At 61.9% G+C, this 20,962-nt stretch carries 12 protein-coding genes and 1 pseudogene; 7 read left to right on the forward strand and 6 right to left on the reverse strand.

Features of this window, described 5'->3' with window-relative positions:
• Window position 1 precedes the first annotated feature (1 nt).
• Together GX444_13950 and GX444_13955 are read right to left on the reverse strand one after the other, a co-directional pair.
• Entirely contained in the window at window positions 2-1,363 is a 1,362-nt protein-coding gene (locus GX444_13950) for a Gfo/Idh/MocA family oxidoreductase (protein NLH49685.1), read from the reverse strand.
• Window positions 1,364-3,353: 1,990 nt separating this feature from the next.
• A pseudogene (locus GX444_13955) lies at window positions 3,354-3,506 on the reverse strand (ATPase).
• A gap of 321 nt (window positions 3,507-3,827) precedes the next feature.
• Here GX444_13955 and GX444_13960 point away from each other — a divergent pair.
• The 7 genes from GX444_13960 (at window position 3,828) to typA (ending at window position 14,363) form a co-directional block, all read left to right on the forward strand.
• Window positions 3,828-4,664: an SDR family oxidoreductase gene (locus tag GX444_13960; protein ID NLH49686.1), complete on the forward strand. Its 837-nt coding sequence runs from the start codon at window positions 3,828-3,830 to the stop codon at window positions 4,662-4,664.
• Window positions 4,665-4,677: 13 nt separating this feature from the next.
• Entirely contained in the window at window positions 4,678-6,354 is a 1,677-nt protein-coding gene (locus GX444_13965; protein ID NLH49687.1) for a thiamine pyrophosphate-binding protein, read from the forward strand.
• 32 nt (window positions 6,355-6,386) lie between these two features.
• Window positions 6,387-7,661: an MFS transporter gene (locus tag GX444_13970; protein ID NLH49688.1), complete on the forward strand. Its 1,275-nt coding sequence runs from the start codon at window positions 6,387-6,389 to the stop codon at window positions 7,659-7,661.
• Window positions 7,662-7,718: 57 nt separating this feature from the next.
• The gene (locus GX444_13975; GenBank protein ID NLH49689.1) at window positions 7,719-8,357 is read left to right on the forward strand and encodes a TetR/AcrR family transcriptional regulator; all 639 of its coding nucleotides are present in this window, start codon (window positions 7,719-7,721) and stop codon (window positions 8,355-8,357) included.
• 323 nt (window positions 8,358-8,680) lie between these two features.
• Window positions 8,681-10,669, forward strand: coding sequence for a hypothetical protein (locus tag GX444_13980; protein ID NLH49690.1), 1,989 nt, complete (start codon window positions 8,681-8,683; stop codon window positions 10,667-10,669).
• Window positions 10,670-10,740: 71 nt separating this feature from the next.
• Window positions 10,741-12,333, forward strand: coding sequence for an OmpA family protein (locus tag GX444_13985; protein ID NLH49691.1), 1,593 nt, complete (start codon window positions 10,741-10,743; stop codon window positions 12,331-12,333).
• 170 nt (window positions 12,334-12,503) lie between these two features.
• Entirely contained in the window at window positions 12,504-14,363 is a 1,860-nt protein-coding gene (typA, locus tag GX444_13990; GenBank protein NLH49692.1) for a translational GTPase TypA, read from the forward strand.
• A 39-nt stretch (window positions 14,364-14,402) separates the two neighbouring features.
• Here the strand turns inward: typA and GX444_13995 are convergent, their stop codons facing one another.
• The 4 genes from GX444_13995 to GX444_14010 form a co-directional block, all read right to left on the reverse strand.
• A complete protein-coding gene (locus tag GX444_13995; protein ID NLH49693.1) occupies window positions 14,403-14,786 on the reverse strand; it encodes a response regulator in 384 nt (127 codons plus the stop codon).
• A gap of 29 nt (window positions 14,787-14,815) precedes the next feature.
• Window positions 14,816-17,956 (reverse strand): PAS domain S-box protein, encoded by a 3,141-nt coding sequence (locus GX444_14000; GenBank protein NLH49694.1) that lies wholly within the window; start codon window positions 17,954-17,956, stop codon window positions 14,816-14,818.
• Window positions 17,957-18,139: 183 nt separating this feature from the next.
• Window positions 18,140-19,261 (reverse strand): hypothetical protein, encoded by a 1,122-nt coding sequence (locus GX444_14005; protein ID NLH49695.1) that lies wholly within the window; start codon window positions 19,259-19,261, stop codon window positions 18,140-18,142.
• Between the two features lie 141 nt (window positions 19,262-19,402).
• Window positions 19,403-20,638: a DEAD/DEAH box helicase gene (locus GX444_14010; GenBank protein ID NLH49696.1), complete on the reverse strand. Its 1,236-nt coding sequence runs from the start codon at window positions 20,636-20,638 to the stop codon at window positions 19,403-19,405.
• Window positions 20,639-20,962 lie beyond the last annotated feature (324 nt).

Below are 20,962 nucleotides of genomic sequence, written 5' to 3' on the forward strand. Positions count from 1 at the left end.
TTCAGTTTGCTTGCAGTTGCTCCGCTTCCTTGGCCGCTTCGGCCCGAAAAGCCGCCAGGTCGACAACCTGCCCGGTCCGGCGCGCCTTTTCGGCGGCAAAACAGACCAGGTGGCTTTCCAGACTCGGCTCCGCGCCCGTCAGCACGCCTTCGCGATTGCCGGCGGCCAGCGCTTCGGCGAAGCGGACGATGATTCGCTCGTCGCCGCCGCCGTGCAGAATACCATGATAGGGGATGTGCCGGCGCTGCACCGCGCCGGGGTTGTACGTGCGCGTTTCCAATTTGCCGGAAAAATCGGCCGAGCGGATTTCGCCCTTGGTGCCGTGCAGGTTGAGGGTGCGCTCCCACATCAGGCTGAACGCCGTGAGTTGAAAGGAGGCGACCACACCGTTTTCGAACTCGATGCTCGCCGTCTGGTGGTCGATCACGTCGTTGTCCGAACGGAACGCGCAACGGCCGTTGGAGGTCTCGCGCAGAATCTTGAGTATGTTTTCCTTGCGCAGATCGAGCGTGATGACCGAGGCAGTCGTCCGCAGGCGCGGGTTGGTCGCGAAATCCTTTACCGCATCGAGCGACATACCGGTTAACAGACGCCAGGGAAGCTGCGGCTTGCCGGGATCGACGAAATGGCGGTAGGCGTTGAACACGCAGGTGTCGAACACGGGGCACCCGTCCAGGCAGCGCTCGGGCGCGCCGGGCGGCGCGTTTTCCGGCCGGAAGTACAGCAGGTCGCCAAACGAGGAAATCCGCTTGGCGGGCGCGCCGGCGAACCAGCAGACGAGATCCAGATCGTGCACGCCCTTGGCCATGATGAACGAATGGCTCAAATCGGCCCGGCGGTGAATCCCCCGCACGTACGACAGCAGGAAATGCCAGTAACCGATGTTCTCGGCGCAATCGATGTTCGCCAGCCGTCCGATCACGCCCGCGTCGAACTGGCGGCGGATGGCGGAATAGATTTTGTTGTAGCGGCTTTGCAGGGCGATCATCAGCAGTAAGCCGCGCGCCGCGGCCTCGCGCGTCAAGACGACGCACTGGCCGGGCGTCAGCGCCATCGGCTTTTCAAGAAACGTATGATAACCGGCCCGCAGCCCCGCCACGCCGGATTCGTAATGCAGCCGGCAGGGCAGCGCGTTGACGACACCATCGGCCAATCGGGGCCGGGCGAACAATTCGCGCCAATCGCGGAACGCGTTTTCACGCGGAATCCCGAAGCGGCGGACGAAGCTGTCGCGCCGCTGGTCGTCGAGTTCGGCCACCGCGACGATTTTCATCAGATCGCCGTGCTTTTTCGCAAGCGTGGCCAGATTCAGTTCGCCGCGCGCGCCGGCGCCGATCAAGGCCAGCGTCACCGGATGTTTCATCGATCCGTCCCTTCCGTGCCGTGATGTCGCGGCTTCGCGTTCAATCCACCGGGACCGCCCGATAGTAAAGCCCACCGTCGCTCAGGTAGGCGACGCGCAGCCGGCCGTCGGCCGCCAGGACGAGCGAGAGCTCGCTCACCTCGCCTTCGCAATCGGCCAGCCAAACGGTCGTCCATTCGCCGGAAGCTTTCACGGCCAGGTAGATGCCGGCCGGCGTCGCTTCCGCGGCGAAGTAGGCCACGCGCACTTGATCGGCATCCAGGGCGATCGCGGTGGCGATGGCGCCGCTCGCCGGGGCGATCGACTCGGTCTCCCAGCCGCCGCTTTCGTTGGTGGCGTAAATCGCGCCGGGGGAGTCGGCCGCCGTTACATAAGCGAGATGGACGATGCCGTCGGCGGCCGGGGCGATTGAAATCGCGCCGGCGACGGAACCCGCGTCGGCGAAGATTTCGGCTTCCCAATCGCCGGATCGATCAGTCGCGTAGACGCCGGTGTAGCCGTTCGCGACGGCGGCCACGTGCACGGCCCCGGCGTCATCCAGGGCAATCGCCGGATTGTAAAAATAGTCGGCGACGACGGTTTGAATCTCCCATTGGCCGGCGCGGTCGGTGGCGTAACAAAGTTCGTTGGCGAACGCATAGGCGAGATGCGCGGCGTTCTGCCCATCCAGCGCCAGCGCCACGCCCGAGAGGGTTTTGGAGGTCTGCGGTTCGACGGTCTGGAATTGCCAGCCGTCACTCGCGGCGGTCGCGTAACGCAAAGTATGGTCGTAGATGTCACTGAACGCGATGCGGGTCCGCCCGTCCGTGCCGATGGCGATCCCCTGATAGGAGCCGGCTTCCTCGTCGGTCACCATTTCGCCGCTCCAGGGGCCCGCCGCGTTGCTCGCCGATTTCAGCGAGGCGCTGATCACATCTTTCAGGCGATAGGCGACATCGGCCCGGCGATGGCCACGCGCCGCCAGCGACGCGTTTTTCACAAAACCGGCGTCGTCGATGGTGACGCGCGTCCAGGTGAGGCCGGTCCGGGCGGCCAGTTTCAGATACCCCTTGTCGGGATAGTAATAGCTGATGAACGGATGGCCGTCGTCGTCCAACACGATGGCCGTATATTGGCCGATCAGGTATTCGGCGAAATCCGCCACCTGGTTCCGCCAATCGCCGTCGCGGTTGGTCGCATAGCCGAGAAAAGACGACGCGCCGGTATAGTTATAGGCGTAATAGCTGACATGCGCCGCGCCGTCCGCCGCGAAGGCCAGCCCGTACTGAAGGTAATCCCATTTGAAGCTGCTGTTCACCGTCTGTTCGGGCCAAAGACCGTCCCCGGCGCCGCGGCAAGCGTAAAGCAATGCCGAGAAATAGCGATAAACAATGCACGGCGCGCCGCCGGTATCCAGCGCCAGCAACGGTTCGTAGCCATGATCCGTCGCCGGCACGGTTTGCCAACTCCCCGAAGCGTCGGTGGCATAGAGAATCCCGGGAGTAGCCAGGGCTTCGAAAACCAGATGCACCGCTCCGGCGGCATCGACCGCGATCGACGTCTTGGAATACGCATCGTTGTTCGCATCGATCACGGTGCTTTCCCACGCGTCGGTAAGGTCGGTCGCGTAGACGATCTCTCCGGCGGCAGTCGGGTAACTCACGTGGGCGTGATCGTCGGCGTCGAGCGCCAGCGAATACTCTTCCGGCTCGGTGGCCGAATCCGGCACCGGCACAACGACCCAGGCGCCCGTACGATTATCGGCGAAGCGTAATTCCAGGGTGGTCGGGTCGAGATACAACAGGCGCAGGCTGCCGTCGTCGGCCAGCCGCAGGAGCGGCCCACTGGCCGGCGATGCGACCGTCTCCCGCGTCACGGCCTTGTCCTGCCACGAATAGACCACGAGTTCGTGGCCGCGCACGGCCGCCAGATAAAAGCGGCCGTCGTCGCTCCGGACCAGCGAGGTGCCGTTGTGGCCCGGTGAGCCACCGTCGACGAGGATTATTGCGGTATCGTCATTGTCGTCATTGTCGTCATTGTCGTTATCATCATCGTTATCATCATTGTCGTCATTATCGTTGTCGTCATCATCATCGTTATCGTCGTCATCGTCGGCGTCGTCGTCGTTATCGTTGTCATCGTCATCGTCGGCGTTGTCGTCGTCCTGCACCTGTCCCGGACCCGAGCCGGAATCATCGTCGGCATCGTTGGTACCGCTGCAAGCCATGGCGAGAAAAATCAAGGACGCAATGAGCAGCGCAAGCAGCCGAATTCCCATCGTTCGGTTCATGGCACCCTCCATTGCCGATCAAACGGCGAGCGGATCGTTTTTAAGCCGTCAGGCCATGATGTAGCATTTCTCCCATCAAAGAACAATTGCCCCGCTTGCCGCCTTGACTTCTTTTCGCCGGCCGCGATATGAATGATATTCAGATACTGAACACCATTCATCGTGCAACCATTCGTCCATTGTTGGGAGGCCCGCATGTACCCCGATCTGCAGGGAAAGATCGCGCTGGTCACCGGCGCCGGCAAACACACCGGCATCGGTTTCGCCATCGCCGCGGCGCTGGCCGCCGACGGCGCCGACGTCATCATCGCGGACCTGGGCGACCGGCCGCAAGTCGCCGCCGGCCTGCCGATGGCCACGCGCACCGAAATGGAGCAGATCGCCGCCGAGCTGGCCGCACGTCACGGGGTGCGCGCCCTCGCCGTCGATCTGGACGTCGCCGCGCCGGAATCGATCGCCGCCGCCGTCGGCGTCATCCGGGAAACGTTTCCGCGTATCGACATCCTGTGCAACAACGCCGGGGCGTCCTTCGGCGTGCCGAACATGGTGGCGACCTACGACGAGGCGGCCTGGATGAAAACCATCGACGTCAATCTGCACGGCGTATTCCGCGTCACCCGCGCCGTGCTGCCGCTGATGTTCGGCCGGCCGGGCAGCATCATCAACACCGCCTCGCGCGCCGGCAAGGTGCCGCCGGTGTTCAACGGCGCTTACGCGGTGGCCAAGGCCGGCGTGATCATGCTCACCAAGGTCCTGGCCCGGGAACTGGCCGGGATGAGCATCCGGGTCAATGCCATCTGCCCCGGTCAGGTGATGACCGACCTGGAAAAGTGGCGGTTCGGCCGCGAGGCCGACGCGTTGGGCGGCACGATCGAGGACCGCCAACAAGAGATGATCAAGACCATTCCGCTGGGACGCCTGGGCGAGCCGCAAGACGCCGCCCGCCTGGTCGCGTTCCTGGCTTCCGAGGCGTCTTCCTACATCACCGGCCAGGCGATCAACCTGACCGGCGGTCAACTGATGGAACTGTGAAAGGAGCTTGCGCATGAGTGCCATCGCCAGCGCGCAATTGGCGGCCGAGGCGTTGATCGCCCGCGAAGTGGACTACATTTTCACCCTGAGCGGCGGCCACATCACCCCGCTATACAAGCATCTGGAAAACTCGCCGGTCAAGCTGTTCGACACCCGGCACGAGCAGGCCGCCGTTTTCATGGCCGAGGCTTACGGCCGGCTGACCCGCCGCCCGGGCGTGGCGATGGTCACCGCCGGTCCCGGCTTCACCAACGCCCTGTCGGCCGTCGCGAACGCCAAAATGGCCAATTCGCCGCTGCTGCTGATCTCGGGCCGCGCCGGGGTCGGCAAATGCGAAAAGCTGGATTTGCAGGACGCGCCGCAAGCGCCGGTCATCACGCCGATGGTCAAAAAAGCCTTCGTCTGCAATTGCCCCGAGCGGGTGCCGGAATTCGTCGACCTGGCCTACCGCACCGCCGCCGGCGGTTGTCCCGGCCCGGTTTATCTCGAACTGCCGGTCGACGTGCTGGCGCAGGAAGGCAAAGGCATGGTGAAGCGGCCGCTCACCGCGGTGTCCTCGCACCCGGTCGACCTGGAGGCGGTCGATAAGCTGCTGGCGATGATCCGCGCCGCCAAGCGGCCGATGATCGTCGCCGGGAGCGGCGCCTGGTACGCCGACGCCGGCGAGGAACTGGTTCGTTTCGTCGAGGCGACGGGCATCCCGGCTTTCACCTCGGGCATGGGCCGCGGCCTGATCTCCGACGAGCACCCCTTGTGCTTCGAATCGGCCGTCGGCACGCGCCCCGGCGCGATTCTCTTCGCCCAATCCGACGCCGACCTGATCGTGTTGCTGGGCAACCGCATCAGCCTGTATTACATGTTCGGCGACCTGTTCGATTCGGCGGCGCAAATCGTCCAGGTGGATATCTCCGCCGAGGAAATCGGCCGCAATCGCAGCGTCGGCCTGCCGGTGATCAGCGACATCAAGGGCTTTCTGCAACAGTGCCTTCTGCGCCTCGACGAATGGAACTCGGCCGCCGATTGGTCGGGGAAATTCGCCGAGTGGACCGCCGCGCTGCGGAAAAACGAGGCGCAATCGAAAAACCAGGTCCGGGACATGTGGGAAAGCGACCAAAAGCCGATTCACGCTATGCGCCTGGCCTCCGAAATCGACCGCTTCCTCGACCGCCCGGACGATATCGTGGTCGGCGACGGCGGCGACGCGCAGGTCTGGATGGCGATGACCCGGACGGCCCGCCGCGCCGGCCGCTATCTCGATTCGGGGCTTTTCGGCTGCCTGGGCGTCGGCCTGCCGTACGCCAACGCGGCGAAGCTGCTCCATCCCGGCAGCCGCGTCTGCCTGATGACGGGCGACGGCTCGCTCGGTTTCAATTTCATGGAGTTCGAAACGGCGATCCGCAAAGGTTTGCCGATCGTCGTGGCGGTCAGCAACGACCTGGGTTGGGGGATGATCCGGCACAGCCAGCAGTTGCGACTCGGACGGGCCATCGAGACCGGCACCCACATCGGGTACGTCCCCTACCACCAGGTGGTCGAAGCGCTGGGCGGCAAGGGGATCCTGGTGGAAGACCCCGCGCAAATCCGGCCCGCGCTGGAGGAGGCGTTCGCGGCCGGGGTGCCGGCGTGCGTCAACGTCATGACCGACCCGGACACCATCAGCCCCGGCAGCATCGCGCTGGCGAACGTCTGATCGCCTTCGCCGGCGAAGGAAAGGAGTGAGCGATGACCCGGACCACAGATGCGCCGCGCGCCGCTTACTTCACCTTCACGCTGCTCTTTCTTTTGTACATGTTCGACTACGCCGACCGCATGGTGATCGGCTCGCTGATTCCTTTCCTGAAAGCAGACTGGCAATTGACCGACGCCCAATGCGGGATGCTGCTTTCGGCGGTGTATTGGTCGATCACGATTTGCACGTTTCCGATTTCGATCGCCGTCGACCGTTGGAGCCGGCGGCGTAGTATCGCGATCATGGCGATGTTGTGGAGCCTGGCGACGGCGGCCTGCGCCTTCACGCGCAATTTCGCCCAATTGTTCGCGGCGAAATCGGCCATCGGCCTGGGCGAGGCCGGTTACGCGCCCGGCGGCACGGCGATGCTGGCCGGCCTGTTTGCCGAAAAGAAACGCGCCCAGGTGATGGGCTTCTGGAACATGTCGATCCCCTTGGGCGGCGCGCTCGGCGTGGGCCTGGGCGGACTGATCGCCGACCTCTGGGGCTGGCGGCACGCTTTCGGAATGGTGGCGATCCCCGGCTTCATCATCGCCCTGTTGTTTTTCCGCGTGCGCGATTACCGCACCGTGGAACTGGTGAAAACCGCCGACGCCGGGCAACCGGCGCAAAAAATGCGGCTGCCGGAAATCGCCCTGGCCTTCCTGCACAACCCGACGCTGCTGCTGACCTATTTCGCCTTCGCCGGCAACACCTTCGTCTCCACCTCGCTGATGTTCTGGCTGCCCACGTATTTCCATCGCACGCAGAACCTCTCGATGAGCCAGGCGGGAATGAAAACCAGCGCGATCATGCTGCTGGCGATCGTCGGCGCGCCCATCGGCGGCGTGCTGGCCGATCGCTGGCGACGCCGCCGACAGAACGCCCGGATCGTCTTCGCCGGCATCTGCTCGCTGATCACCAGCGGCTTGCTGGCCGCCTCTTTTCTGGCGACGGCGGGCGGGATGGGGCAATTTTCGCTGCTGCTTTTGTGCGGCATCTGCGTGGTGGCCTATCTGCCCGGCGCCGCCTCGGTGACGCAGGACGTGGTTCATCCCGGCCTGCGCGCGGTGTCCTACAGCCTCGGGGTCATTACCCAGAATTTGCTCGGCAGTTCGCTCGGGCCGCTGGCGATCGGCGCCCTGTCGGACCGGTACGGCCTCGGCATCGCCTTGCTGGTGTTGCCGGTATCGGCGGCGGTGGCGGGCCTGCTGTTTCTCGTCGGCTCCCTTTTCCACAATCGCGATCTGGATAAAATCGACCGGGTCGAATTGAGTTTCGAAAGGTAAGGCGATGAACGAAGGGACGAGCGCCCGCGAGCGAACCGATTCCGGGGTAAATCCGTCGTGAGCGCCAGCGACCGCCGCGAACGGGAAAAGAACCAACGCCGCGCGCAAATTCTCGACGCCGCGCGTCAGGTGTTGTTCGCCGAGGGCATGGCCGGCGCTTCGATGAACAAAATCGCGCGGACCGCCGAGTTGTCCGTCGGCACGCTGTACGTCTATTTCGAAAACCAGGAAGAGTTGTTCGCCGCGTTGCAGGAAGAAGGGCTCGATCTGCTGTACGCGATGATCCGCCGTGCGACCGGCGGCCGGGTGTCGCCCGCCGAGAAACTGCGGCGCGTCGCCCGGGCGTACCTGACCTTCAGCCGGCGGCATCGCAAGTACTTCGACATTTACAATTATTTTCTGTCCTCGCCGGAAGTCACCTTTCCCGACGAACTCAAGCGGCGGATCGATCGGCACGGCGACCGGATTCTATCTTTGGTTGCCGGCGTTTTGGCCGAGTACGCGCCCGAGGGGCCGGCCGGCCGCGAGCCGCGGCGTTGCGCCCTGGTCTTCTGGTCGACGCTGCACGGCTTGTTGCAGTTCCGCAAATTGCGCGACACGATCCTGGCCGGCGAAAACGTCGACGACCTTTACCATTACTCCGTGGACAGCCTACTTAAAAGTTTTAGTGAAAACAGCCCGGACCCTTTGGTATGATTTCGATAACTATTCAATTTAATTGAAATTATTTGCAGCTTACACCCGTTTTGGTGTGATCCTCAAATGGCTTCCCTATCCCGTGATAACGCGGTTTGAATCGCGCACATTTTCCTTGGATTCTCGAATCGAAAGTAGTAGTGTCGAAATATATTCCAGTCATAACAGCTTGATTTCCGGGACATCTTTCTATCGGAAAGCTCGTTCAGTGAACGTTGATCGGGTTGCGCCCAAAGCTGATAAGAAACGATTTTTCATCTCCGATAACGCATCGCCTCTCGAAAGCCACGGCCAACCAACTGAATGAAAAGGAGTACACCGAGATGAAATTTTTCACTTCCATCCCATTGCGTCCGGCGCTCGCCATCGGGGTCTTGATCGCGCTGATCGGCGGCGGCGGAATCGCTTACGGTTTGTCGGCCGATTCGATCGCGGGCCTGCCGTCGACTCCTGATTGGTCGTATTTCGGAGATTTCTCGTTCGGGTATGTCGGCTCCAGCGTATCCGAGGCCGGGGATGTCAACGGTGACGAATACGGCGACATCCTCATCGGGGGAGAATGGTGGCAAACCGGCGGGCGCAATTTCGTCAGCCACGTCTTCTATTTCCAAGGTTCCGCGACCGGTTTGCCCGCCAACCCCGACCTGGATATCACCTATCAATCCGAAGCGCTCGAATACGGCATGCTTCACAACCCGATCGTGGCCGCGGCCGGTGACGTCAACAACGACACGTACGATGATGTCCTGGTCGGTACGCCGGTTTTTGTCGATTTGGCCATCTCGGGAAAAGTGATGGTTTACTATGGCTCCGCAACCGGAATCACCGCCACGCCCGATTGGGAAAAAGATGACGTTGCCGGCTGTTTCGGAGCCAGCATCGCCGGCGCCGGCGATGTCAACGGCGACGGCTACGATGAAATCATCGTCAGCGCTCCCAACACTTGTTATGCTTTCGGCCAAGTGGAAAGCGAAACGGTCTACGGTTTTTACGGGTCCAGTACGGGCCTGCCGAGCACCGCGAATTGGTCCGTCACCCAACCAGTGAGCGAAGGTCAGGAATTCGGCGCCAGCATTTCCGGAGCGGGCGACGTCAACGGCGACGGTTATGACGATGTGATCGTCGGCGCACCCGGATTCACCGTGGAGCCGGGAAAATATTTTGAAGGCGCGGCGTACGCCTATTACGGTTCATCCACCGGCCTTTCCACCACGGAGGACTGGTTTTATGTCACCGACGAAAACTGGTTGCGGTTTGGCGCGACCGTTTCGGCGGCCGGCGACGTGAACGGCGACGGTTATGACGATGTGATCATCGGCGGAGATTATATGCCCCAAATCATCTGGGTCTTCCTCGGCTCGGCCGACGGTTTACCGGAAACACCCAGTTGGAGCTATGAAACCCCCAATTTTGAAAACATCGGCATCAGTCTGGATAAAGCCGGCGATGTCAACGGCGACGGATACGATGATATCATCTTCGGTTCGGACAGGAACATCGGCGAATTCAAGCTCCCTGACGGCACGGTCTATGCGTTTTTCGGTTCGGCCGATGGATTACCGCTCACGCCCAGTTGGTCCGTGTCCGGAGTGGGTTCCTATTCCGAAACCGTTTCCGGGGCGGGCGATGTCAATTGGGACGGACTCGACGATGTCATCGTCGGCGCTCCCGGTTACGACATTCCCATCGCGGATGATGACACCGAGGGTTACGACGTCGGCGCCGCCTACGTTTTTTCGGGCGGCTGCGACGGCTGTCTGATCGACCGCGTCTGCTACGAGGACGGCGACACCAATCCGGAAAACGTCTGCCAGATCTGCCTGGTCAATTCATCCTCCACCGAATGGACCGATAACGACGGTGAGGATTGCGACGACAGCCTGGATTGCACCACCGGCGATATCTGCGCCGACGGCGTGTGCGGGGGAACGCCCGACGACTCGCGGTGCGACGACAGCAACGTCTGCACCACCGACACCTGCGACGCCACGGACGGCTGCCTCTACGCCAACAACACCCTCCCCTGCGAGGACGATCTCTTTTGCAACGGCGGCGACACCTGCGCCGACGGCACTTGCGGCAACCATGAAGGCGATCCGTGCGACGCCGACGAGACCTGCGACGAAACGAATGACGAATGCGTCCCCCTGGGCGATGACGACGACAACGACGACAACGATGACAACGATGACAACGACAACGACGACAACGATAACGACGACAATGACGACAACGACGACAACGACGCCGTCCCGGCCGAAAGCGCCGGCGAGTTGGAAGGGGGCCTGCACGGCGGTTCGTGCGGGTTCTAGGCAAGGGGCCGATGTTGCCTAACGACAAACCGGCCGCGAACGCCGGTGAAACAAAGCTTAGGGAGACTGGCATGCCTCGCAAAATAATGACTTGTTTGGCGGCGGCCTTGTTGGTGCTGGTGATCCTGACGGGCGCTCAAGCCGCGGATCCGGCACTGGATGTGCAACTGTTTCGCCCCAGCATTTTCGGCGGTCATTTTCTGGCGATCGAAGACGCCCAGAACATGGCCTCGCTCTGCTGGGGTCTGGGGCTGTATTTCAATTATGCGGACCGACCATTCGTGTTCGGCACCGACGACGAAGATCTGATCGACGTGACCAACTCGGTGTTTTCGGGCAATCTGACCTTGGCCTTCGCGCCGTTTTCGTGGCTGGCGCTGGGCGTCGACGTGCCGGGACACCTGACCAGCCGCGGGCGCGAATTCACGAAAATCGACAACGATCTGAAAGCCGGCGAGGACACCGGGGCGAGCGACCTGAAAAACAACGCCACCCTCGGCGACATCAAGGCGGAGCTCAAGCTCGTGCCGCTCGACGAGGATAAATTCGGGATCGGCCTCGCGCTGGCGCCTTATGCGACCTTCCCGACCGGTAATCCCGAGGTATTTCTCGGCGAAGGGACGACCAATTTCGGCGGCCGCTTGATCCTCGAAAAAAATCTGTGGGACGTCATCAACGTCGCGGCCAACGGCGGCTATTTCTATCGTCCCGAGCGGGACCTGCTCGGCACGAAGATCGGCAGCGGCTACTTGTTCGGCGCGGGCGTCAGCCGGCAAATCGTCGGCGGCCTCGGCTTCTCGCTCGAATACTGGGGCCAGCAATACAAATCCTCCTCGAACGATTCGATGCAAGCCAACCCGATGGAAGTGACGCTGACTCTGCACTACCTGTTTGACGTCGGCGCGCGGCTGCTGGCCGGCGGCGGCCCCGGCCTGGGCGGTGGAGCCGGCTCGCCCGATTACCGGTTGATCGCCGGCGTCGATTACTTCCCGTGCACGGCCGCACCGGCCCCGCCGCCGCCGAAACCGGAACCGACCCCGCCGCCTCCGCCGCCGCCACCGCCGGTGAAGACGACGCTGACCGTCAAGGTGGTCGATAAGATCACCGGCGAGCTGGTGAAAAACAGCAAAATCACCATCAAGGCGGAAGACAAGGAAATCGCCTCGACCGTGCTGGCCAATGGGCAGTGGTACAACGAAGTGCAACCGGGGAAATTCACGATCGTCGCCGGCGCCGAGGGGTATGAGTCGGTCGCGAAAAACATCAAGGTCGGCCAGGGCAAGAATCGGATCGCGACCGTCAAACTGCGCGAGGTGATCGTCATCATCAACAACGTCCTGTTCGATTACGATTCCGACATCATCAAACCGGCCGCGTTCGCCACCTTGGACAACGTCGCATCGGTCATTCAGAAAAAGGCCGCCGCCGGCAAGTTGAAAAAGGTGGCCATCGGCGGCCACGCTTCTTCCGAGGGCACCGACGAATACAACATGAATCTCTCCAAGCGTCGGGCCGAGTCGGTGAAGAAGTATCTGGTCGGCAAGGGCGTCGACGCCGCGATGCTCGAGGCGATCGGCTACGGCGAAACGAAACCGGTCGCGGACAACGCCACCGAGGAGGGCCGGATGAAGAACCGGCGCGTCGAGTTCGTTTTGGAGGAATAGTCCGGTCCGCGAACTGAGGCACTGATTTTCGATCCAGCGGGGCGCCAAGCCGCCCCGCTTTTTTATTCGCTTTTTTATTTGACGAATGACGATCCCACCGCCGAGAGCCTTGACGAACGCCGCGACAAAGCGCATTGTGCCCCGCTTTTGTTCGTTTTAAGGATTGAGGCATGGCTCGAAAAATAATTGCATCCCGGGTGCAGGACCGCATCCGCAATATCGCGATCATCGCCCACGTGGATCATGGAAAAACCACGCTGGTCGACAAAATGCTCGGCCAGTCGGGCAGTTTTCTGCGCGGCGAAGGCAACGTCGAGCAAGCGCTGGATTCGGGCGACCTGGAGCGCGAACGCGGCATCACCATTCTCTCCAAATGCACCTCGCTGGATTACGACGGCTATCACATCAACGTCGTGGACACGCCGGGGCACGCCGATTTCGGCGGCGAGGTCGAGCGCGTCATGCGCATGGTGGATTCCGCCCTGCTGCTGGTCGACGCCTTCGAAGGCCCCATGCCGCAGACCCGGTTCGTGACGAAAAAGGCCCTGGCCCGCGGCCTCCGGCCGATCGTCGTCATCAACAAGATCGACCGTCCGGGCTGCGACCCGCTCGCCGCCGCGGACGCTGTGCTGGACCTGTTCATCTCGCTTGACGCCACCGAGGAGCAATGCGATTTCCCGGTGATCTTCGCCTCCGCCAAGTTGGGTTACGCCGTGCGTTCCCTCGCCGACGAGCCCAAGGATCTGACGCCGCTGTTCGAGGTCATCCGCGATTTCGTGCCGCCGCCCGAGGTGGATCTCGCCGCCTCGCCGGCTTTGCAGGTCACGACGTTCACCCACGACGAATACCTGGGCAGCCTGGCGATCGGCCGCATGGAATCGGGCGTCTTTCACCCGGGCGACCGCGCCTTGCTGGTGCGCCAGGACGACACGCGCGAAACGTTCAAAATCAACAACGTCCTCGGTTTTCGCGGTCTGCACCGGTTCGACCTGGAGGAGGCGGTGGCCGGCGATATCGTCGCCCTCACCGGGATGGACGACCTGAACGTCGGCGAAACGATCACTTCGCTCGAGAACCCGCGCGTCCTGCCCCGGCTGGAGGTCGATCCGCCCACCGTCAGCATGACATTCATGGCCAACACCTCGCCGACCTCCGGGCGCGAGGGCAAATTCATCACCAGCGCGAAAATCAAGGAGCGGTTGGAGCGGGAAAAGAAATCCAACGTCTCGCTCCGCGTGGAAATGACCGACCTGCCCGACGCCTTTCTCGTCAGCGGGCGCGGCGAGCTGCACCTGTCGGTGCTGATCGAAACCCTGCGGCGCGAGGGCTACGAGTTCATGGTCTCGCGCCCGAAGGTGGTGACTCGGCAGGATGACGACGGCTCGCTTCTGGAGCCCTATGAGGCGGTGGTGCTCGACGTCGAATCGGCGCACACCGGCGCGATCATCGAGTCGCTCAGCCAGCGCTACGGCCGCGTCGTCGACATCCGCGAAACCGGCGCCGGCCGTACCCGGCTGGATTTCATCGTGCCGACGCGCGGCCTGCTCGGTTACCGTACCAAGTTTCTGAACGAAACCCACGGCACCGGCGTGATCAATTCGGTGTTTCACCACTACGGCCCCTGGGCCGGCGAACTCAAAGACCGGCAAAACGGCGTTCTGATCGCGCTGGAACCGTGCACCACGGTCACCTACGCCCTCTGGAAGCTGGAAGACCGCGGCGTTTTCTTCCTCGGCCCGGGCGTGCCGGTCTACGCGGGGCAGATCATCGGCCTGCACACGCGTGAAAACGACCTGATCGTCAATCCCGGCAAGGGCAAAAAGCTGACCAACATCCGCGCCGCGGGCGCCGATGAGAAAAACTACCTCACGCCGGTCAAGGAGATGACGATCGAGGAAGCCATCGAACTGATCAACGACGACGAACTCGTCGAGTTCACGCCCAAATCCATCCGCCTGCGCAAGCGGGTTCTGGATCACATCGACCGGAAACGGACCGAGAAACGGAACGGCATCGAAGCGGTGGGTTAGGCGGCGAACCCGGCACGCACCGCCGGGATCACGCCGGTTCTATTTTTTCGGCTTCTTCTTCAACAAATCAGCCAGCAGTTCGAGAAATTTCTGCACGTCGAAGGGCTTGGTGACGCAATAGTCGCAGCCGGCCTCGACGGTTTTTTCGCGATCGCCGGGCATGGCGTGAGCCGTCAGGGCGATGACCGGAATCCGCGCGGTGTCGGGATCGGCCTTCAGCAGCCGTGTCGCCTCGAGCCCGTCCATCCCCGGCAGGCTGATGTCCATCAAGATCACCTCGGGATGTTCGGTTTGGGCCAGTTCGATTCCCGTTTCGGCGTCGCCGGCCTTCAGAATCGCATAGCCGCCGATTTTTAAGACGGCCTTCGCCACTTCCATGCAGGTTTCGTTGTCCTCGATCACCAGGATCTTCTTCGCGGTCATGGCTCCTCCCATCCGTCTTTGCCCCCGCCCTACTCGATCATGGTACGAATTTTTGTCGGAATGGCAAAGCAGAATGTGCTGCCGTGCCCCTCGCCTTCGCTTTCCACCCAAATCCGCCCGCCGTGCATTTCGACCAGGCGGCGGGACAAGGCCAACCCCAAACCCGAACCCTGATGCCGGCGGGTGTAGCCGGAATCGACCTGCTCGAACGCCTCGAAAATACGCGTTTGGTTTTCGGAACTCAGACCGATTCCCGTGTCGGCCACCGAGATGATCAATTCGTCCTTTTGGATGATCGCGCCGGCTTTCACCACGCCGCCGTAGGGCGTGAATTTGACCGCGTTGGAAAGCAAATTGTAAAGGATTTGCCGCATTTTTCGTTCATCCGCCCAACAGGACGCTCCTTTGAGCTCCGGCGGCACCAGGTGGGTCAGGGAAATGCCTCGGCTCGTGGCCCGTTCTTGAATCATCATCAGGCCGTCGGCCAGCAGTTCGTCGATCCGGAGCCACGATGAAGTCAACTCCATCTTGCCGGACTCGACCTTCGATAAATCCAGCAGGTCGTTGATCAGTTGCAACAAGTGCTTGCCGCTGGCCACGATATTCTTGGCGTAGGTCGCCTGTTGATCCGCGAGGCGGCCGGCCAGCCCCCCGGCCAGGATTTCGGCGAAACCGAGAATCGCGTGCAACGGCGTGCGCAATTCGTGGCTCATCATCGCCAGGAATTCGTTTTTCGCGCGGTAGGCGATTTGCGCCTGCTGGGCGGTCCGCTTTTTTTCGGTGTTGTCGCGGATGCACTCGATGGCGCCGGTAATGTGGCCTTGGGAGTCGCGCAGGACGGCGGCGGTCGCCGAAAGATAGGTGTCGCCCTCCGCTAAATGCGTCACGTAGGATTCGCCGAACCAGATATCGCCGACCCGTTTGAACTCCGCATACCGGGACTCGATATTCAAGTCGGAATGGAGCGCGAGATCGATGAGGATCGGCCGCCGTTCGCCATAGAACGGCACGGAGTATTCGTAATCCCCCTTGCCGATCATCTCCGCGGCCGGAACGCCGGTCATGGTTTCGATCGCTTTGTTCCAGGCGATCACCACGCCCTTGTCATTAATGACCAAGGTCGCATCGGGGAGGAAATCGATGACGTCGGCCAACCGCTGCTGCGTTTCCGCCACGGCTTGCAGGGCTTTTCGCTGCGTCGTGAGGTCTTGGGTGATGACGACGACGCTTTCCACCTGGCCCTGCGGATTTTTCAGCGCGTAAAAATATTGCGAAATCCATTCGGCCACGCCGGGCCGAGCCGAGTGGGTCTTCAGTTCCGGGATGAACAGCGTGCCGCCGCGCTCGTAAATTTCGCGCACCCGCGGCAGCCATTCGTCGAGGTAGCGATCTTTTTCATCGAAGACCAGCACCGTCCGCTCCCGGGACAAATCCTGCGCGATGCGGTCCTCGCTCATCGCCCAAATCCGTTGCCAGGCCGCGTTGTAACGCAACAAACGACCGGTTGCGGAGCGAATCGAAATTCCCAGCGGCGAATTCTCGATGACCGCGCGGCTCAAGGCTTCGCTTTGCCGTAGCGACTCTTCAGCGCGCAGTCGTTCGGTGATGTCGAAACCGAGAACCGCCGCGCCCCATGGAACGCCGTCCACGCCGAGCGCGGGGTAAAAGTGGTTTTCATAATCATGGCCGTCCCGATGGTCGATGAGCAGCGTCGGTTTGCCGGTGCGGATCGCCTCGTCGATCAGTTGGCGCCGCCGGGCCCGCGTTTCCGGATCGATCAGTTCGTAGGCATTGGCGCGCAGCAGTTCGTCGAGCGTCACCCCCATGCGGCGCGCGGACTCGGCATTGGCCTGGACGACCCATCCCTCGGCATCGATCAGAAAAGCCACCTCGGGTATCGCGTCCAGCAAGGCCCGCAAAGCGTTCTCCGCCTGCCGGCGATTGCGGTTCTCTTCCTGCAACTGCCGGCTGCGTTCGGCCAGCTCCGTCGTCCGCTCCTCGATGCGGTGCTCGAGTTCGTCGTGTGCCCGGCGCAATTCGTCGGTGGCGTTTTTTTCGGCGGTGACATCCAGAAACGAGGCCATCATCATCACCGGCCGGTCTTCCTCGTCGCGGATGACATTGGCCGATAAAAAAGTGATGAATTTCCCGCCGTCCCGACGTCTGGCGGGCCAGGATCCCTGCCATTCGCCTTTTTCCCGCAATGCTTCCATCACCGTCAACGCTTGTTCCGGGTAGCCGCCGACCCGCGAGACGTGGCGCCCGATCAACTCGTCGGCGTTCGCGTAACCCCATAAATTCACGAATGCCGGGTTGGCATAGGTGATCATGCCGTTCAAGTCGCAAAACGAGGTGGCGCTGACCGAACTTTCCAGGGCCGCACGGAAAATCCGGTTGCGCAACAGATTCGCCTGCAGCTCGACTTGGGTTTTTGTCTGTTCCGTAACGTCGCGCAAGTAACCGATGGCCCCGATGGTCTTCCCCTCACGGTCGCGGATCAGCGCGCGGCGGCGTTCCAGCCAGATCATGTGACCGTCTTTGTGGAAAGCGCGATAGACGGTCGGCTGTTCGCTTTCCAACCCCTGAAGGGACGCCGCGGCGGTCGCTCGGTCGTCCGGGTGAATGGCCCGAATGGGCAGCATGACATCCCGATAATGTTCATCGGGGGTGTAGCCGCTGATTTTCTGAACTGTCGGGCTGACATAAACAAAATGCGGTTCGGGGAAAAAATCGACGCGATAGACAATGTCTTGCGACAGATCCGCCAATTGACGGAAACGTTCAGCGCTTTCGCGATCCGCTTCCGCTGCATTTTTTCGCTCGGTGACATCGCGCGCCACGGCGAGAAAACGAGCCGGCGACGCTTCCGGTGCGGTGAGCGACCGGATCGACCACTCCAGATCGATCGAGCGATTGTCGCGGGCGAGGCGCGATTCGCCACGCCAGACGCCGGAGCGGGAACGGCGCAGAATTTCGGTCAGCGACGGCGCTCCGTCGGCCAGGCGGATCAGCGCGGTCAGCTTTTCCCCGGCGATCGGCTCGCGTTCGTCGAACAGGCGGCCGGCGGCTTCGTTCGCTTCCACGATTCGGCCCCGACCGTTGAGTATGACGGCGGCATCCGGTAAAAAATGAATCCAGGCGCCCGGTTCGCCGGGATGTTTATCTATCATCAATTTTAACTCTCGTTTGGACAATGGTCATGCTTCATCGCATCGCCCGGCAAGGGACTCCGCTCAATCGATGAAAATTCTGGTTGTGTTGAGATTTTACGCTATTTTCGTTTTTCAGGCAATGATCGATCCGTCTTCTGGAAGCCATCTTTCCGCGATCGATTGAATAATTTGAATCGCTAACTATTGGTCAGGACAAATCAATGCCGGGAAAGTGCCGGCGGGCGCCGGCGAGGCTAGCCCCATAAAATAACTTCCCGCCCAGACAATCATGCCGGCGTCGACCAGCAGCGAATCGCGCCCCTCGGCCGGTACTACGTCGGCCCAGGCGGTCATGTGGCCGAGTGCCGCCGCCTTGGAGGCCAGCAGGAAATTGAGGCTCAGATCCACCAGTAAAAGATAATCATCGGCGGATAGTTGGGAAATGTCGATGATATTCCAGACCAACCGTCCCTGGGCCGCGAAAAAGGCGGCGCGGCCGTCGAGTTTGGTCATTTCTTCCCAACGCTCGTCGGGTGGAGCGAGCAATTTGTCGATCGCCGCGTCGTAGCGGGAGAGAAAAGGCCAATCCAGGCCGGGGCTGTCGCAATCGAGCCAGACGTCACCGCCGCAAACCAGCACGTCGGTCGGCGACGGCACCCCGGCGGGCGGATGGGCGATGATCTGCTCCAGATAGCCGAGGTTGTAACCGTAGATGAAAATCAGCAGCGGCACGTGCCGGCGCGCCTGAGTCAGAATTTCTTCGGCGGTCCCGCCGGCCGACAGTTCTTCCTGGGCCGCCGTGTACGCCGCCAGCAATTCGAAAATCGGCTTGAGCCGGGAAAAGTCCTCGGTCGTCGCCGACCGGCGCGCGAAGGCCAGCAGATCGCGCAGCCACAAGCCGCCGAAATAGCCCGATAGGTACAGATCGCCCATGAGGACGCGCGGATCGGCGGCTTCCGCCGGCGGCGCATAGACCAGATCGAAAGCCGAGAGCGGCATCTCGCCCATGAAAAACGAGCGTGCGTCGGCATCGTCCGGATGCGCCGCGCAATACGCGGTCGCCAGGTCGGTCAACTGGTCTTCGTCGACGACAAAGGCATCATTGGGCCAGAACGGATAAGGCGGCAGTTCGATTTGCGCGCTCGCCGCCGTATCGTCGTTGTTGTCGTCGTTGTTGTCATCGTTGTTGTCATCGTTGTCATTATCGTCATCGTCGCCGGCGGCATCGTCGTCACCCGCCGAGTGATCGTCCTCGGCGCAGGCGAACAGCAGCACCCCGGCCAGAAGCAACCAGCACAAAAAAACCGGTTTTTGAATTTTCATCCGACCTACCCTGGGCAAGAAAAGGTTGTTTGTCTCAGTATCATTCAGCAGCGATCCATGGCAAGGGAGAACCGAACGGCAGGGAAAAAGCAGCGGGGCGGGTTTGGCGCCCGCCCCGGTTTTCTTTCTGGCTTGGTTGGATCAGCGCGCGGCGAAACGGCCCAGGCCGCGGCGCGGCATCCGGCGGGACGAACCGCGTTTGTTGCTCGAAAACACCAGCCGCGGCGCCTTGGCGACCGGAATGCTCGAGGGGAAAGGATGATCCGTCGCGACCGTCAAGGGTTTCCGGATCAACCGCTCGATGGCGGTCAGGTCGCTCCGTTCGTCCAGCGCGCAGAAAGACAAAGCGGTTCCCGCCAACCCGGCGCGCCCGGTGCGGCCGATGCGATGCACGTACGATTCGGATTCGTGCGGCAGATCGAAATTCACCACGTGACTGACCTGATCGATGTCCAGGCCGCGCGAGGCGATGTCGGTCGCCACGAGCACCCGCGCCTTGCCGCGTTTGAAGGCCTGCAGAATCCGTTCGCGCTGGCTTTGCGATTTGTTGCCGTGAATCGCTTCGGCGGCGATGGCGGCGCGATTCAGGTTTTTCACGACCATGTCCGCGCCGTGTTTGGTCCGCGTAAAAACCAGCACCCGCGTGATCTCCGGCCGGGAAAGCAGATGCACCAGCAGCGCCACTTTGTTGGGTTTTTCCACGAAGTAGACCGTTTGCGTCACGTTTTCCACCGTGGTGGCGGACTTCGCCGCCGCAACCTCGACCGGTTGGTCCAGGATGCCGCGACCCAAATCGCGGATGCTCGCCGGCACCGTGGCGGAAAACAGCAGCGTCTGGCGTTTTTTCGGCAGGGCCGAAACGATGCGCCGGATGTCGGGGATGAACCCCATGTCGAGCATCCGGTCGCCCTCGTCCAGCACAAAGATTTCCACGTGACGCAAATCGACGTGTCCCTGGTGCATCAGGTCCAGCAACCGCCCCGGGGTCGCCACGAGAATGTCGATGCCGTTGCCGAGCGCCCGGACTTGCGGATTCTGGTTGACGCCGCCGAAAATGACGGCATGTTTGAGGCCGACGAAAGCGCCGTATGAGCCGAAGCTCTCGCCGATTTGCGCGGCCAATTCGCGCGTGGGCGCCAACACCAAGGCCCGGATGAGGCGCTTGCCCGGGCGGCCGGCGTTTTGTTGCAGTCGTTGGAGAATCGGCAGCGCGAAGGCCGCCGTCTTACCGGTGCCGGTCTGGGCGCAACCCATGAGGTCCCGGCCCTCCAGCACGTGCGGAATCGCCAATTCCTGAATCGGCGTCGGCGTCGTGTAACCCTGCCGCTGCACCGCCTTGAGCAACGGCGCGATAATTTTCAAATCTGCGAAATTCATGATTCCCTATTTTTTCCCTGGTGCGTCCAAGGCATACGGCAAACGCAACCTACATCGAGTGAAGTCTGGGAGCTTGATTCGGTGACCCAGAGGCGTGCACCAACACGCGGATTCGCTGAAGGAACGCTTACAACTCGGCGCGTTTATGCGCCCAATTCCAGAATAAGTCAAGTCCGAAGAACCAGGTGTATTAGCTTAGCGACTTTGTCCCCTGTAACTGCTTAGCGATTATGTCCCCCATGAAGAAGGACATGATTTCGATGACTCCCAAGGAGTTACAGCGGATGAGGTTGCTGGTCTGCGTCCTGGAGGGGCAGCTGCCCC

The organism is Myxococcales bacterium (genome assembly GCA_012517325.1).
Lineage (GTDB): Bacteria > Lernaellota > Lernaellaia > Lernaellales > Lernaellaceae > JAAYVF01.